Source organism: Terasakiella brassicae (genome assembly GCF_014641495.1).
GTDB lineage: Bacteria > Pseudomonadota > Alphaproteobacteria > Rhodospirillales > Terasakiellaceae > Terasakiella > Terasakiella brassicae.
The window spans coordinates 79,917-96,479 of sequence record NZ_BMHV01000004.1 but is presented as its reverse complement, the minus strand read 5'-3'; the positions used below and the strand labels follow the sequence as shown (position 1 = coordinate 96,479).

Genomic DNA, 16,563 nt, shown 5'->3' with positions numbered 1-16,563 from the left:
TGAAATTAACGAATTGAATACCTTTACCTAACCGTTCGGTAACCATTTGAGCGTACAAATTATGGCTATGTTTGCAGCTATGACAAAAACAACTCCAACGCCGAGGGCACGCAAGGGCGGCAATGTATTTGCCGTTGCATCCGGTAAAGGCGGTGTGGGGAAGACCTGGTTTGCCGTGACGTTGTCTCATGCGTTGGCGAATCTGGGTCAAAAAACATTACTCTTTGACGGGGATTTCGGTCTGGCCAATGTGGATATCCAGCTTGGCCTGATGCCCAAACACGACCTGTCCGGTGTGGTGGGTGGCAACCTGACACTCAATCAGGCCGCGCAACATTTTGACGAAGGCGGTTTCGATATTATCGCCGGACGATCAGGGTCCAGTGCCCTTAATCATATTCCTGCCAATCAGGTTCAACATCTGGGCAACGATCTCGGTGTTCTGGCCGCATCCTATGATCGGGTCATCATTGATTTAGGGGCCGGAATGGACCGCCCCACCCGTCAACTGACATCCAAGGCCGGAAGCTGTCTTGTCGTCACCGCCGACGAACCCACGGCCATGACCGATGCCTATGCCTTCATCAAAACCATGTCAAAGGATCGCCCCGGTCTGGACCTGCGCATCGTTGTGAATATGAGCGATTCGATCCGCGATGGGGAACGGACTTACAACACCTTGCGCCGGGCCTGTGAAGGATTTTTGGGCATTTCGCCGCCTTTGGCAGGTGTGATTCGCTGGGACAAGCGTGTTCGTGATACAATCAAACAGCAGCAGCCTTTGCTCAGCCACGCGCCTTCCTGTGTCGCGGCCAAAGATATTGCTGCCATTGCCAGTCGATTGTTAAACAATTTTTAGAACGTAACAGACCATGACAAGCGTTGCCCCACCACCGCCCCCACCACCGCCCAGTGCGGGTGGTTCGGCTGCGCAATTGACCGTTACATTACCCCCGGCAAATGTCGCCTCTCTCGAACTGTCAAAACTCGCCCTTGACAGTCTTATCAATGGATTGGTCAAACAGACCACGACACAAGGCAATCTTCAGGTTCAAACCAATTTGGGTCTGTTACAGTTTAAAGCCCCCTTTGCCCTGCCCGAAGACACACAAGCCACTTTCCGCCTCGTCCAAAAAGTTCCGAATATTCAGCTCCAATTGGTCGGGGTCAATAACAAGCCTGTGTCCCCTAATATACCGGCCGCGAAGGTTGCAACATTTGCCACACAGACATCATTAACACCTCAAACCCAAACGGCGCTGCCTCCCTCCGCCTTAAACGCAAATGCAACGGGAGCTGGTCCTGCAACCTTATTAAGCTTGAACAGTGCAACTGGCTTTCGGGCTTTTGTTCTCACGCCATCTCAGGCCCAAGGCTTCACATCCGGGGCTGCGTCTCCTTCCAACATGCAAGGACAAATTAATCCACCTTCCCCCAACATGTCCCCGATGGCGGCAACCTCTTCGAATACCCCCACAGGGGCCCCAAGCGCAAGCGGACAAAACAGCCATCCAATGGTGCAACCGGGTAATGATTTAAAAGTACGTCTTTTATCGGTTCAGCAGGAACAACAAGGGGGGAAATCCTTTGCACAATCCCCCCAAAATCAAAACCTGACATCCACAACAACAGCGGGCAGTCCGGCAAAAACCAATACAGTTATTATTCAAGGGACCATAATGGGCAACACCGCCCAGGGACAACCGGTTGTCAAGACCGCTCAGGGGTTAATTGCACTGGATATCAAGGCGAAGATGCCGGAAGGCACACAGGTCAAACTGGAGATCCTGTCAGCCACCCGTCCCGACCCGCAGGCCCACGCAAAACCAGTTCTAAATGAACTTAAGCTGGAACAAGGGGTTGGGAAAAATTGGCCCACCCTCGAAGAAATCGATAAAATTCTGACACAAAGCAATCCGGCTGCCGCAGACAACCTGCATCAGGCCATGATCCCGAAAGCAGACCATCGCCTCGCCGCCAATATGATCTTTTTTCTAAAGGCATTGGGGCGTGGGAATTTCAAGAATTGGGCTGATGACAAAGTAATGAAAGCTTTGTCCAAAGCCCGACCGGACTTGCTGAAAAAACTGGAAAATGATTTCACACAAATCAGTGACAAGATCAAAACGCCAAGTTCTACGGACTGGAAAATCGCCTATATCCCTTTGCAAGACAACGGGCAAATCAACCAAATCCGATTGGCAGAACGCGATCATAAGGATGAAAAGGAAGACGGAAAAGAAGACCCCGGCGTGCGTTTTGTCATCGACCTGCACCTCTCCCGTCTGGGGGCCATGCAATTGGACGGATTGACCAAGGAAAGCAACCGGATGTTTGACCTGATCATCCGTACACATAAACCATTGGCCGGGTTTATTCGTCGCGACATCCTCGAAATCTATGAAAATGCGATGGACACAATCGGTTTCGATGGTAAATTATCTTTTCAGGTCACCCCTAATTTTATTGAAGTCGATGGCGTTGATCTGACATCGACAGAATTAAATCTCGGCATGCTGGTATAAAAATGGACCTCGCACAACGACGCAGCCTAATCGCGACCAAAGACAACCCAAACCGGGCAAATGATTATATCATCACATTTCAGACCACTTGCACCCGCACGGCCCGATGCCTGCGCCTGCGTTACGTGCCCGACAAGGTCATCATCGATACCGCAGAAATAGATGCCTATTTCACCCATCTGTTTAATTTGCCGGACTATTCCCTCGAACAGACGGCGAACGCTCTTTTAGAAGATATGAATAACGAACTGGTCGCGCGCTGGATACAGGTCTTTGGCGAGGAAGAACCCCATCAAACAATAACGCATAATATTGTTATAGAAGATCGCCAACCTCAATGGGATAATCCCCATTTGCTTGTGCGCATCTCCACAATTTAATCCCCCAAAATAAAACAATAATATTTATAATTTTAATACAAATATCTATTTAATAAAATATATGATATTATAAATAATAATTAAAAATAAATATCAGTTATCTTAATCCCATATATATTTTTATTTCTCAGGCAGGGCTATACTTCTTAAGGAGTCTCCCATGACCACTCGTACACATACAGAAACCGTTACCTTTCATCACCCTTTTAAACTTGATGAAACGATCAATACGCAACCGGCAGGTTCTTATCAAATTGATACGGATGAAGAATTGATCGAAGGCTTGTCCTTTGTTGCCTACAAACGCACCCAGACGATCATACATCTGCATAGCAAAAGCAAAAACAGCAGCTTGACCCGTGCTCTCACCATAAAAGCATCCCTCCTTAAACAGGCATTGGAACGCGACAGGGCCGCAGATGGCAATATCTTAAAAGATTTGGAAATTGATTATTATTTTTTAGGTGAGAAATCGTAAAACGCACCTATCACCTATTCGAAAGAACAGAATGAACACCTTTTCTCAAACGAGAATATTTTCGCTCCTATTTATTTTCACTTTATTTGCCTTTATTGGCTTTCCCAACCTATCAAGCGCACAAAACATTCCAACCAATGCCCATGCAGAGAAATATGGTACAGGCTGGCTATGTAATGACGGTTTCCGCGAGAGCAATAATAAATGCGTGAAAATAAAAGTCCCCAAGAACGCCTTTGCCACAGGTCGATTATATGACCGGGGATGGGAATGTTTGCGCGGTTTTAAGCATATGGGTGAGAAATGCGTCCCTGTCCTTGTCCCCAAACATGCCTATTTGGATGACACAGGAAACACATGGAACTGTGAACGGGGATACAAAGAAACAAAAGACGCATGCCTTTTGATTACCCTGCCAAAAAATGCCTATTTATCCGAAAGTGCCTATGAAAACGGTTGGGAGTGCGAGCGTGGATATCGTACCGTTCAAAACACCTGCCAACTGATCACGGTTCCCAAGAATGCTTATCTCAATGACCGTTCTCATCAATTTGGATGGAAATGTCTACGGGGTTTTAAACAGGTTGATAACACCTGCATTCACATCGAATTACCCAAAAACGCTCATCTGGATTATTCAGGGAACGACTGGGAATGTGACCCTTCTTTTAAAAAATCACAGAAAGCCTGTTTGCCTCAATAATACCAGATCCGTCTTTTCTTAATCCTGCTTGCGACGGTGCAAGTTCATTGCGATCTCATCCATTTCGATGTTTTCTTTGCGGGTGCGTTCTTCCTCTACTCGCTTGATGCGATTTTTTTCCGCTTCTTCATACACTTTCAACTCGCGGAACGCCTCGTTGACATCGTCGCGTGCAATCTCGACTTCCTGCTCCTTGGCTGCAATCGCCTGTTGCAGTTGTTCGCGTATGCCCATTGCACGTTGATGAAACCGACCATAGGAAAATAACGCCTGATCTGGGGCGGATTTTGCAATCTTCTGTTCTTCAATCAGTTGATTTTCAAGATCTTGCAGCTTTTGTTCGAGATCATGCAACTCGCCATACAACTGACCGAGAACACGGCGTTTCTCGTCGACACGATATTTATGAAGACGGATCAGGTTGGCGAGTGTTTTACCCATACATCACCCTTTATTGTGGCCCTTGCAACTGTTCATGTGGTACACCCAATTGGGAAACATCCCCGTCAAAATCTTTGTACGGCATGCCCAAAAGCTGAGCCAGCGCCATATATCCGGTTTCCAAATTCATAGGCTCATTCTTGTTTTGGGATAAGAAGGCCTCCATTGCCGGATAATAATAAACGGCTTCATCCACTTTGGGGTCGGTCCCCTGACGATAAGCTCCCAAACGAATTAGTTCCGCCATATCTTCATAGGTTGACAACAATTCTCGCGCTTTAAACACCAATGCATTTTGCTGATCATCATTACAATCGGGCATGGTCCGCGAAACAGACCTTAACAAATTAATTGCCGGATAACGTCCCCGTTCGGCAATGGCGCGATCCAATACGATATGACCATCCAGAATCCCTCGCACCGCATCTGAAATCGGTTCGTTATGATCATCTCCTTCCACCAAGACGGTGAACAGTCCGGTAATGCTGCCTTGCTGGGCATTCCCCGGCCCCGCGCGTTCCAGAAGACGTGGCAATTCGGCAAAAACGGACGGGGTGTAACCTTTGGAGGCAGGTGGTTCCCCCACAGACAGACTGATTTCACGCTGTGCCATTGCAAAACGTGTCACACTATCCATCAAACACAACACATCGCGTTGCTGATTTCTAAAATATTCGGCAACTGCCATTGTGACATAGGCCGCCTGCCGGCGCATCAACGGAGGTTCATCCGATGTTGCAACAACAACAATACTACGGGCCAGTCCCTCTTCCCCCAGATCATCTTCGATAAACTCGCGGGCTTCTCGTCCACGTTCCCCAATCAGACCAATGATACTGACTTCGGCTTCGGTATTGCGCGCCATCATCGACAGGACGGTCGATTTCCCCACACCGGAACCGGCAAAAATCCCCATCCGTTGTCCGCGACAACAGGTGAGAAAGGTATTAATCGCACGCACACCCAAATCGATCTTGCCCCCGACACGGGTCCGTTCATGGGCCGAGGGCGGTGTTCCCTTGATAATATAAGGTATAGGCCCAACCGGCAGTGGGCCTTTGCCATCAACCGGTTTACCCATTGCATTAATGACACGTCCCAGCCATGCTTCACACGGGAATAAAACCGGCTCGCGCTGCCCAACTTCTACGCGATCCCCCAACGCAATGCCATCCACCGGGCCAAAAGGCATGACAAGCGCACGACCATCACGGAAACTGACAACTTCGCAAGTGACCCAATCGCGGCGGCGCACATGAATTCGGCAATGATCCCCGATAGATAGCGCCCCTTGCACACCGCCAACCTCGACCATAAGACCTTGTACAGCCGCCACCCGGCCAAACACATTAAAGCCAGGAAGCTTGTCAACTTCTGCGATTACGTTATTGACCAACAGGGCCACGATAGATACTCCAAACAAGGATGTTCATTGCCTTTTCTTTGCCCACTATACTCCTTTTGTAAAAAATGACAAACCCCTTGACAGGATTCAGTATTTTTTGCGACTCGTGAGAAAATATAGCGTTGCGACAAAAAAACTATTTTCAACAAATCGGAGTTATGGTAATGGTTAACGAAAGGTTAATGAAAAGTTAACGCCAACTTTCGGGGGGCACCATGCGCGCATTACTCGTTGAAGACAACCCAAGCGAAGCCAAAGCCATTGAATTGATGCTTAAATCTGCCGGAATGGTGGTAGATGTCACCAACTACGGCGAAGAAGGTATCGAGATTGGCAAACTATATGATTACGATATTATTATTCTCGACCTCATGCTGCCCGACATCGATGGATTTGAAGTTCTTCGTGCCCTGCGCAGTTCCAAGGTCGAAACGCCGATCCTGATTCTGTCCGGTCTGGACCAGCCGCCTTCCAAGGTGAAGGGCTTTGAAATCGGGGCCGATGATTATCTGACTAAACCTTACAACAAAGAAGAACTGGTTGCCCGTATCCATGCGATTGTACGCCGCTCCAAAGGCCATGCACAATCTGTTATCCGCACAGGCAAGCTTTGTGTCAATCTGGATAATCAAACGGTCGAAAGCGATGGGAAGCCTGTTCACCTGACATCCAAGGAATACGGCATTCTGGAGCTTCTTTCCCTGCGCAAAGGATCGACCTTGACCAAGGAGATGTTCCTCAACCATCTTTACGGTGGTATGGATGAACCGGAATTGAAAATCATCGACGTTTTCGTCTGCAAACTCCGCAAAAAACTGACCAAAGCGACCGATGACAACTATATTCATACTGTTTGGGGGCGCGGTTATGTCTTGCGCGACCCCGATGCCAACGACGAAGCACAGGCAGCAAGTGCCTGACACAAGGGCTTCAACCCATAAGCAAAAGGCCGCCTGCAATGTGAGGCGGCCTTTTTCTATTAAGGTTTCTTAATGCCGGGTTTGGGCGGCAAGGGACGTGCCGGCGAACCCGATGATGGGCCTGCCGGGCGTGGTGGTAGCCCACCGGGACGTGCAGCAGGCGCCGCAGGACGTGCAGGTGCATCCGCCCCTTTAGGGGCACGGCCCTCCATCATGTGTTTGGGTTTGGCAAACCCTGTTGGCGCAGCAGCGGGTTTTGGCATCGCACCGGCGGCGGGTGCCCCGTCCCCTAAAGACCCGTTTCCACCTGCGCGACCATAAACACCGCGCAAGCCAGGAACAGGTTTAAAGGCTTCTGAAATACCTAAAACGGTTTCTGCACCGCCCAGATACAGAACGGCATCATCCGTCATCTGTTTCGACATTTTTTCCAGAACAGCCCCTTTTGTCTGCTGATCGAAATAAATCAAAACGTTTCGACAAAAGACAACATCAAAAGTACCCAGCGCATTCATATCGTTCAGCAGGTTAAATTCCTTGTACTGAACCATCGCCCGCAAAGATGCGTCAATCTGCCACAGATCGTCATGTTTTTTAAAGTATTTTACAAGATGCTGAACTGGCAAACCGCGCTGAACTTCAAATTGAGAATAAAGTCCGGCCTTGGCTTTTTCCAGCATTTCACGCGAAATATCCGTGCCAATGATTTCAATACGCCAACCGGCAAGCTGCGCAGCCGCCTCTTTTAACACCATTGCAATCGAATATGGTTCCTGCCCGCTGGAGGCGGCCGCACACCAAATTCGGAAGGATTTTTTTGCCGCCCGCGTTTTAATCAGGTTTGGTAAAACCGTATCGCGGAAAATATCAAAGGGTTTAATATCACGAAAGAAGAAAGACTCATTGGTCGTCATTGCCTCGGTAATTTCATCAGCCAACGCATGATCCATTCGCGCCTTCAATGAGGCAACGAGGTCTTCCAAACCTTTCATGCCACGTTTTCGCGCCACCGGCATCAAGCGGCTTTCGAGCAGATACGCTTTATCTTGCGTTAAAACAAGACCGGACCGATCCTTAACTAATGTTGCGAGAAACTGAAAATCATCAGGTTTCATGACGCACCTCCCGCAGCGACTTTAACGACATATGAAGAAATTTCGTCCAAGGGCAGAACCGCGCTGCAAAGACCTGCCTGAGCAACAGAACCGGGCATCCCCCAGACCACGCTACTGGCTTCATCCTGTGCGATCAAGTCACCCCCGTTTTCAACGATGACACGACCGCCTTTAAGTCCATCGGTCCCCATACCCGTTAAAATAACGCTCAGAACTTTTCGACCATAGGCCGCCGAAATACTGCGAAACATCGGATCAACGGCAGGACGACAGAAATTTTCCGGTGGATCTTGATTTAATCTTAAAACCTTTTGCGTCCCTTGACTTTCCACCACCATATGAAAGTCCCCCGGTGCCAAATAAGCTTTGCCGGCCTCAATGATCATACCGTCCGTAGCCTCCGAACAGGTCCAGCCGGTCATACGGTTGATATGTTCGGCTAAAATCTTTGTAAAGGTCGCTGGCATATGCTGGGTAATGATAACAGGTTGCTTAACCTTCCCAAACATACCTTTTAAAACGCTGAACAAAGCCTGTGGACCGCCTGTCGAACTCCCGATCGCAATCACATCGGGGCGCTCTTTCAAGGCAGGTGCCCGCAGAACGACCTCTTTATGCTTATGCAAGCTCGACCCGGCATGGGCAAGTGTCGTCGGTGTCGGTTTTTCCAGCGTTGTGCGCGGTCGTGAAATTGAAACACTCGGGGAGCCTTTCAATCTACGTCGTGCATTGGCGTGAATTTTGACTTTATCGACCAATTCCTTGGAAAAGTCCCGCCCGCCCGACAATTCGCGCGAGGAAGACGGTTTCGGAATATAATCGACCGCACCGGCTTGCAGGGCCCGCAAACTGATATCCGCATTCCGTGCCGTCAGGGTCGAGGCCATAATGACACGAATGGATTTGTCAATTTCCAACAATTTGGGCAAGGCCGTCAGGCCATCCATAACCGGCATTTCGATATCAAGGACGACGACTTCGACCTCGTTTCGCGCCAGACTATCGACCGCCATTTTTCCATTACCAACAGAAGAAACGACTGAAATGTCGGCATCGGCTTCAAGCATACGCGTAACGAGTCCGCGCACCACAGCAGAGTCATCAACCACCATGACCCGGATTGGATTATTATTTTTTTGCGTTTGGTTTACCGACATTGTTTTTCCAATGAGACTCGACAAGAGAACCTCAATTCATAAAAGAATTACAAAAGACCAACTTGAGAGAACTTCGCTTGAATAATCTCGCTGTCAAATGGCTTCATAATATATTCATTGGCCCCGGCTTCAATGGCTTCCTGGATATGCTCGATATCATTTTCCGTCGTACAGAAAACAACAACCGGCTCATCGCCACCCGGCAGCTTGCGTAATTCGCGTAAATACTCAATGCCGCTCATCACTGGCATATTCCAGTCCAGAAGGACCGCTGTCGGCATTTCCTTTTTGCACTCATCAAGGGCTTGCTGGCCATCGGCTGCTTCGATTGTTTCAAAGCTTAATTCCTGAAGAATTTTACGGGCCACCATACGGATGACTTTAGAATCATCAACAATCAGACAAGATTTCATTATTTTACGGCTCCCTTCGGCATTATAACCTTGGTGCACCGGCTCCTCTGGTTAGAGACGGCCCCCATACATATGTAATAAGTTAATGTAGCGGGCCGTCAAACTCAACAACGTTCGAAATTTTTCTTACTTTTGCGCAAGCAATTCAGACAAGGTTTGCAACAAAGCATCACGATCAAATTTGGCACAATAATCATTGAAACCAACTTCACGTCCACGTTCGAAATCTGCTTCGGTTGCATGCGATGACATGGCCACCATCGGCGTGTGCTGCCAACGGGTATCACTACGCACGGCTTCGGCAAATTCAAAACCGCTCATCTCCGGCATTTCAATATCACTGACGATCGCATCGTAGAAGGCGCCGGCAGAGCGCAACTCCAAAGCTTTCTTCGCATTTTCAGCCGTGGAAACCTTGTACCCGGCAACCGATAGGATCGGCGTCAGCAGGTTACGGAAGAACGGGCTGTCATCAACCAGCAGAACGCGCGGTCCACCTTGGTAATCATCACCATACGAGATCGTGGTTTCCGCACGACCAAACCAATCCGGGAAGGCTTTGGTCAGATAGTAACCCGCATCAATCAGATCGGTTGCCTTACCGCTAATCACCGCAGAACCGACAAAGCCGTCACGCTCAGACGCCAGCTCGATATTGAGGTGATCTTCCACGATATCGACAATTTCATCAACAACCAGACCCATAGAGTGATCGCGATCCGTAAAGACGAGGACCGGTTGACGGCCTTCCTCTTTCCAGACATGCTTCGGATCGATCGGGATCAACGGCATTAATTGACCGCGATACTGGACAACCGGGTTGGTGCCAGAATATTCGATCTTGGTAACATCGACTTCTTCCAGACGTGCGACCAGAGCCAACGGAACCGCTTTGAGTTCCGTGCTGCCAGCACGGAAGATAAGGATGGACGTTGTTTCCCCATCTGTGCGTGTTGTCATCGCCGTACTGTGTGCATCATTACTACCACCCATCGCAACCTCACCGGTTGTCGCAGCAATACCGTTCGGATCCAAGATCATAATCACACTACCATCACCCAGAATCGTATTCCCGGAGAAGAGCGAGATATGGCGCAAGATCGGCGCAACCGGTTTCACAACGATTTCTTCCGTATCGAAGACACGATCAACAATAATACCGAACTGATAGGTCCCGACCTGCGTCACAACAATGAACAGTTCATCATTGGCAAGGTCTTTTTTGGTTTCATCCAGTTTCAAATGATCATGCAGGGAAACCAGCGGCAACAAACGATTACGCAGACGCAAGACAGGGGCATCGTTAATCATTTCAATCGCGTTATCAGAACCCGATGACGTACGTACCAATTCCAGAACACTGATTTGCGGAATAGCAAAACGTTCACCGGAACATTCCACAACCAGCGCAGACACAATTGCCAAGGTCAGCGGAATCTTGATGGTGAAGGTTGAGCCTTTGCCTTCAATGGATTTCAACTCGATCGTACCACCAATTTTTTCGATATTGGTCCGTACAACGTCCATCCCGACACCACGACCGGAAACGCTTGTCACTTTTTGTGCGGTTGAGAAACCGGCACGGAAAATAAACTGGTGAATTTGCTGATCGGACATTGCCTCCAGATCAGCTTCACTCGCCAGACCGTTTTCAACAATTTTGGCTTTGATACGATCTGTATTCAGCCCTTTACCATCATCGGTGATTTCAATGATAATGTGACCGCCCTCGTGGAACGCGTTCAGCGTAATGGTACCGACTTGCGGCTTACCGATTTCAACACGTTCATTGGGTTGTTCCAGACCATGATCGGCAGAGTTCCGCACCATGTGCGTTAGCGGGTCTTTGATCAATTCAAGAACCTGACGGTCCAGTTCGGTTTCGGCACCGATCATTTGCAGATCGATTTTCTTACCCGATTCAACAGCCAAGTCACGAACGATACGTGGCAATTTCGCCCACGCATTACCGATCGGTTGCATCCGGGTCTTCATCACCCCTTCCTGCAAATCCGATGTAATGTGGCTCAAACGTTGCAGCGGCACCTTAAAGACACTGTCATCAGACCCACGTACCATTTGCAACAGTTGGTTCCGTGTCAAGACAAGTTCGGAAACCAACGTCATCAAATTTTCAAGCAATTCGACATTCACGCGAATGGTCTGGCTGGCAACAGAGGTTTCTTTCGTTCCGGCCGCTTTCTTGGGTTCTTCTTTTTTTGCAGCCGGTTTCGGGGCCTCTTTCGGCGCAGCGGGAACTTGTGGTGCAGGTGCAGGCGGTTCCGGTGTCGCAGGCGCGCTTGCTGCTTTCTCCGCTTCCATTTCCGCTTTCATCTGGGCATCAATTTCTGCCTGACTGGGGGCATTTACCCCGGCCGCCACAGCTTGTTCAACCTCGGCCAGAAGTTCGGCGGCAACCGGGAAACCCTGATCATTTGTAATCGGGCCACTGGACGGCGCGGGCGCTGGTTCTGCAACGGGTTCCGGTGCCGCAGCAACAGGTGCCGCCGTTTCAACGGTACGGCCCTCAGCCATTGCGTTAAGCTGATCAATGAGTTCCTGATCGTTACCTTCCGGTTCGGCTTCTGTTTCTTCCAGCGTTTGCAGCAATTCTTTAATCGTATCGATCGCGTGCAAAATCAAGGTCACGGCCTGAGGTGTAACTTCCAATGTGCCTTCACGGAATTTACCCAGTACGTTTTCACCGGCATGTGCGACTTTTTCCAGACGCGGCAGCCCCAAAAACCCACAAGTCCCTTTAATCGTGTGCATCAAACGGAAGATATTGGACAGGATTTCCGTATCATTCGGGTCCTGCTCAAATTTAACCAGTTCAGAGTCCAACACCATCAGGCTTTCGGACGTTTCCGTTATGAATTCACTGAGTAGATCATCCATGACTGTACCTTTCTACTGTCACGCCGGCGTATCCGGCCGCATTTAAGACGCATAAGAAGCGCGTTTACCATTTCTCTTGCCACAAGCAATAACTTAAAAACTGCTGAGTACAAAAGAAAAAATGCATTTCATTCCGCATTCGAAATTTTTATTTTATTTTAGTTTAGCAATGAAACTATTTTATTGCTGCAGTGCATATATCTGCAAAACCCTACAGGTCCAATGGAATAATTGCAGCAATCTGCACACAATCAGGCTGCGGACTAAAGACTTCAAAATCCAACCCAAGGTCATCTGCCAGCCGTGCTAAAAAGAAGGCCTGAACCGTTCGCGCACTTAAAGAATCGCAATTTGCATTCGCCTCTATTGCACTTTGAATATCATCGCGAACATGGGCTTTTTGGCCTTCCGCCACCAAGGCAATTCCCAATCCTTCGGGTAAAACCGCTTGGCTCAAGGTCAAAACACCGCCACGCGGTAAACAATCCACGCCCAACATGATCAGATTCAAAATAACCTTCACCACATCTTTGGGGACGGTCACTTCGCTATCCTGCCACGGTAATTCCGGGTTTCTCGCCCAATCAAGACGAATATGCTTTTCCAGAAACCCCGTCGCAAGCTTTCGCCCTTGTTCCATCGAGGTCAAACCGCTTCCCCCGCCCGACAGCCCAAACGCAAAGCGGAAAAATTCAAGCCGATTGGAGGCCTGCCTTGCACTTTGCCCGATCATTTCAACCGCCTCGTTTAAAACCGGGCTGTTTTCCTCTTCGATCAGTTCGATTCCATGATTGACAGCGCCGACCGGACCCACAAGGTCATGGCACAAACGTGAACATAACAACTCGGCCACTCTCATTTCGACTTGTACACCCATAGAAATTTGATCCTTCTTTTGTTAGATTGGACACTCGGTTCACCCCTAGAAGAAAAGCGAACAGGCTTTCATGTCAACACAAACCGCAAAACCGATTCGCCTTGGCGGTGTACTTTATGCCGCCGACACCCCAAAGCGCAATGCCTTGCTTGATTTTGCCACCGATTTACAAAAACGCGGCTGGCATGTCTGTGGTTTAACTCAGGAATTAGCCTACGATACCCACGGCGAAAAAATCGGTCTGGATGCCATCGACATCAAAACCGGCGAACGATTTGCCCTTGCCCGCCCCAGCAAAGAAGACCGCACGGCCGGAAGCTGTGGATTTGATGTTTCCCGCCTGTGCGATGCTTCCAGAGCTTTAAACAATGCCATAGAAGAACAAGCCGATCTTTTAATCGTTGAAAAATTCGGGGAACGCGAACAGGACGGTAATGGATTAGCCGAAGAAATCGTTGCTGCCGCCCTCGTTGGCATCCCCACACTGGTCGCCGTACCCGCCAGTGCCCTTGAAACATGGAATAACTTCACCGGGCGTTTGGGAACCTTACTTCCCCATGACATAGATAAGCTTTGGGACTGGTGGCCCAAATCAAATCTTTATAAAGACCTATGCCTTGACGTCCCGGACATCCCGGTTCGCAGCCTGAGCATTGGCCCCAAAACCATTTTGGTGGAAACGGCGTTTGGATGTGGTGCTGCGCCAAATCCAAACGCAATGGAAACAACGGATGTGCCTGCCACGGTTTCTTTACGCGAACTGGCCTTGAAAATTCATCAAGACGCAGACCCGCTGGATCACGCCTTGGGCTGTGCCGCTTTGCTGGCGCATACCAACAGGTATGAACAAAAAGGATCCGACAAAAGTGGGCTTGATCATTTTAAAGGCAGTTCCGACAGTGTTTTAGTCGTCGGAGATTTCCCACGACATCGCGATTACGCAGCGCACACCCATTTTATTTCAACAGAAAACGCCCTGCCCCATCTCGGCACACACGCTTATGATGGGCTGATCCTGCCGGCGCATACATTTATGGATCACAGCCTGCCTTTATTCCTGAGCGCCAAAGGAAATGCCCAGACCCTGCTGGTCGGCCCAATCACCCCTTTAAGCCCCCGCCTGTTCAATTATGGGATCGATATGTTATGCGCTCGCATCATCGAAGACCCGGCCGAAGCCAAGACGATGGTCGAGGCAGGTGCCAGCGTGAACGAGCTAAAAAAAGTCAGTCGTTACATCACATTGGAAAAGGAATAGATCGTCAAATTCAAGTGTTAATTTTTGCCAAAATTGCTTGTGAGATTTGACGCGCCGTTGCCTTATCTGCGTTTTTATCAAATCCCAACTGGATGGCTTTATTCAACGGATCAAGCAAGCGCACGTCCTTCGGGGTCGGCATACTGCCGCTGTTGCGAATACTGTTCACAACCCCCAACAACGTCTGACATAAATCCGAGACATGGTCGTATTCCGTTCCACCCAAACGGCGGTTGGCGTCTTCAGAGGCATAGCGCAAACGGTCCAGACACAAACGCGATGTTGCATCAATTTGCCCCCCCGTCAAACGCGGTACAAGAATGGTCACCAATTCGTTGACATCTTCGGCGTGCGCTTCCAAGGCCTTGTTGTTGACTTGCGAGATGGCGGCATCGACCATCGCCTGCACCTCATCCACGCTGCCTTCATTCAAGGCACGGGCTTTTAATGTATTGGGCGCATCAAAACGTTCGGCATTGGCTTCTTTTTGTGATTTTGCCTGCCGTGTCGGCCCGACATAATCCCCTGTTACAACAAAAGGTTTACGTTCATGGATCAACCGTCCAACGCGGCGCAATAATGTATCGACGGAAAAAGGCTTGGACAACAAATCATCCGCCCCGGCCTGAATAACCTTCTTCACAATTTCCGGCGTTGGATTGGATGTCAGAGCCGATACGACAAGGAAAGGGTTATTGCCGATTTTATGATGGCGCAGGTCACTGACGAATTCGCTGAAATCACCATCGGGCAATTCCGTTTCTGCAATCAGCAGCTCTGGCATTTCAATATCAAAACTTTGTTTGACAAAGGCCAATGAATGCCCGGTCAGAATTTTGCGAAACCCTGCTTGGATCAATGTTTTTTTTGCAATTGTACGCGCGCGCGGATCAGGGTCCGCCACAACGACTGTCACTTCATTAAATCGTTCCTGCCCCATATTGCCTCTATCTCCGACAGCTTCTCTGTTTTTATTATGGGGAGATTTATGCCATCTTTTGCCTGAAAAGAACATAAAAAAGCGCACATTGCAGCGAAGACACACCAACTACAAGTTTGCCAATCAGTTTATTATATTTTATAGATATTTTCTATGAATGCGATTTACACACTGAAGCACCTCAAATATTTTATCGCCTTGGCTGAATTGAAACATTTCGGTCATGCCGCACAGGCTTGCTTTGTCACCCAGCCCACTTTAAGTGCCGCTATCAAGGAACTTGAAGACATTCTCGGCCTGCAATTGTTTGAACGCACCAGACGCAGTGTCCTGTTGACACCGCAGGCTCACGACATTCTGGAACGCGCAAAAGAGATCGTCCTGCAAGCCGATGCCCTGATGGAATTGGCCCATACCAAAGGCAAACCCTTGCAAGGAGAATTGCGGGTTGGGGTTATCCCCACCATTGCCCCTTACCTATTGCCCAATTTGATGACAAAGGTTCGCAGCGCCTATCCCGATTTGATCCTCTATTTAAAAGAAGATCAAACCGAACGGTTGCTCAATGCCCTGCATGACGGGCAACTGGACTTGCTGATTTTGGCACTGCCTTATGAACATGACGGCATTGACAGCCAGATATTTATGCAGGACCCTTTTTATTGCGCGCTTGCACCGGACCATCGTCTCGCCAAGAAAAAGACCATCCACAATCAAGACCTGTTCGAAGAAAACCTGCTCTTGTTGGAAGAGGGGCATTGTCTGCGCGATCATGCCCTTGCCGCGTGTTCCTGGCCCAAAAACAAAAATGCCAATGAATTTGCCGCCACCAGCCTGTCGACAATCGTTCAAATGGTCGCAAACGGTCTAGGTCTGACGTTATTGCCCGAAATGGCGGTACGCGCTGGCATTACACAAGGCACCGGGCTTAAAACCATTGCCTTAGATCAGGATGCCCCGCCACGCGATATCGGGCTGGTTTGGCGCAAAACATCGGGGCGCCGTGATGAATTTCGAATGCTCGCAGATTTTTTAAAAGAGGCTCTCTAACCT

Annotated in this window: 15 protein-coding genes and 1 pseudogene; 8 read left to right on the top strand and 8 right to left on the bottom strand. The window is 49.2% G+C overall.

Annotated elements, in window-relative coordinates:
* Positions 1–79: 79 nt before the first annotated feature.
* The 5 genes from IEW74_RS03610 to IEW74_RS03590 all read left to right on the top strand — a co-directional run bounded on the left by IEW74_RS03610 (position 80) and on the right by IEW74_RS03590 (position 4,086).
* Entirely contained in the window at positions 80–859 is a 780-nt protein-coding gene (locus IEW74_RS03610) for a nucleotide-binding protein (protein WP_229734225.1), read from the top strand.
* A gap of 13 nt (positions 860–872) precedes the next feature.
* Complete coding sequence (locus IEW74_RS03605; protein ID WP_188661671.1) at positions 873–2,525, top strand: hypothetical protein; 1,653 nt, start codon at positions 873–875, stop codon at positions 2,523–2,525.
* Between the two features lie 2 nt (positions 2,526–2,527).
* Positions 2,528–2,905 (top strand): tunnelling fold family protein, encoded by a 378-nt coding sequence (locus IEW74_RS03600; RefSeq protein WP_188661669.1) that lies wholly within the window; start codon positions 2,528–2,530, stop codon positions 2,903–2,905.
* 160 nt (positions 2,906–3,065) lie between these two features.
* Positions 3,066–3,383, top strand: coding sequence for a hypothetical protein (locus IEW74_RS03595; protein ID WP_188661667.1), 318 nt, complete (start codon positions 3,066–3,068; stop codon positions 3,381–3,383).
* 208 nt (positions 3,384–3,591) lie between these two features.
* A complete protein-coding gene (locus IEW74_RS03590) occupies positions 3,592–4,086 on the top strand; it encodes a hypothetical protein (protein WP_188661665.1) in 495 nt (164 codons plus the stop codon).
* An 18-nt stretch (positions 4,087–4,104) separates the two neighbouring features.
* Here IEW74_RS03590 and IEW74_RS03585 read toward each other — a convergent pair whose 3' ends face one another.
* Positions 4,105–4,527, bottom strand: coding sequence for a flagellar export protein FliJ (locus IEW74_RS03585; protein WP_188661663.1), 423 nt, complete (start codon positions 4,525–4,527; stop codon positions 4,105–4,107).
* A 10-nt stretch (positions 4,528–4,537) separates the two neighbouring features.
* Positions 4,538–5,932, bottom strand: coding sequence for a flagellar protein export ATPase FliI (gene fliI, locus IEW74_RS03580; RefSeq protein ID WP_188661661.1), 1,395 nt, complete (start codon positions 5,930–5,932; stop codon positions 4,538–4,540).
* A gap of 215 nt (positions 5,933–6,147) precedes the next feature.
* Between fliI and ctrA the strand changes: the two genes are divergently transcribed.
* The gene (ctrA, locus tag IEW74_RS03575; protein WP_188661659.1) at positions 6,148–6,852 is read left to right on the top strand and encodes a response regulator transcription factor CtrA; all 705 of its coding nucleotides are present in this window, start codon (positions 6,148–6,150) and stop codon (positions 6,850–6,852) included.
* A 281-nt stretch (positions 6,853–7,133) separates the two neighbouring features.
* On the opposite strand, the pseudogene IEW74_RS03570 reads toward ctrA, so the two are convergent.
* From IEW74_RS03570 to IEW74_RS03550, 5 genes and pseudogenes are all read right to left on the bottom strand, one after another.
* Positions 7,134–7,967, bottom strand: a pseudogene (locus tag IEW74_RS03570) (CheR family methyltransferase); the annotation flags it as partial.
* On the bottom strand, positions 7,964–9,124 hold the full coding sequence (locus tag IEW74_RS03565; protein ID WP_188661655.1) for a protein-glutamate methylesterase/protein-glutamine glutaminase: 1,161 nt from the start codon (positions 9,122–9,124) through the stop codon (positions 7,964–7,966). The pseudogene IEW74_RS03570 and the gene IEW74_RS03565, both read right to left, overlap by 4 nt.
* 47 nt (positions 9,125–9,171) lie before the next feature.
* Positions 9,172–9,537, bottom strand: a complete 366-nt coding sequence (locus IEW74_RS03560) for a response regulator (protein ID WP_188661653.1) — start codon at positions 9,535–9,537, stop codon at positions 9,172–9,174.
* Between the two features lie 126 nt (positions 9,538–9,663).
* Positions 9,664–12,435 carry a hybrid sensor histidine kinase/response regulator gene (locus IEW74_RS03555; protein WP_188661651.1) on the bottom strand — a complete coding sequence of 924 codons (2,772 nt, stop codon included), beginning with the start codon at positions 12,433–12,435 and terminating at the stop codon, positions 9,664–9,666.
* A gap of 211 nt (positions 12,436–12,646) precedes the next feature.
* A complete protein-coding gene (locus IEW74_RS03550) occupies positions 12,647–13,312 on the bottom strand; it encodes a histidine phosphotransferase family protein (RefSeq protein ID WP_188661649.1) in 666 nt (221 codons plus the stop codon).
* Positions 13,313–13,382: 70 nt separating this feature from the next.
* Here IEW74_RS03550 and IEW74_RS03545 point away from each other — a divergent pair, with 70 nt between their 5' ends.
* Positions 13,383–14,570, top strand: a complete 1,188-nt coding sequence (locus IEW74_RS03545; protein ID WP_188661647.1) for a DUF2478 domain-containing protein — start codon at positions 13,383–13,385, stop codon at positions 14,568–14,570.
* Positions 14,571–14,580: 10 nt separating this feature from the next.
* Here the strand turns inward: IEW74_RS03545 and IEW74_RS03540 are convergent, their stop codons facing one another.
* The gene (locus IEW74_RS03540; protein ID WP_188661645.1) at positions 14,581–15,510 is read right to left on the bottom strand and encodes a response regulator; all 930 of its coding nucleotides are present in this window, start codon (positions 15,508–15,510) and stop codon (positions 14,581–14,583) included.
* Positions 15,511–15,663: 153 nt separating this feature from the next.
* Between IEW74_RS03540 and IEW74_RS03535 the strand changes: the two genes are divergently transcribed.
* Positions 15,664–16,560 carry a hydrogen peroxide-inducible genes activator gene (locus tag IEW74_RS03535; RefSeq protein WP_188661643.1) on the top strand — a complete coding sequence of 299 codons (897 nt, stop codon included), beginning with the start codon at positions 15,664–15,666 and terminating at the stop codon, positions 16,558–16,560.
* Positions 16,561–16,563: the final 3 nt, after the last annotated feature.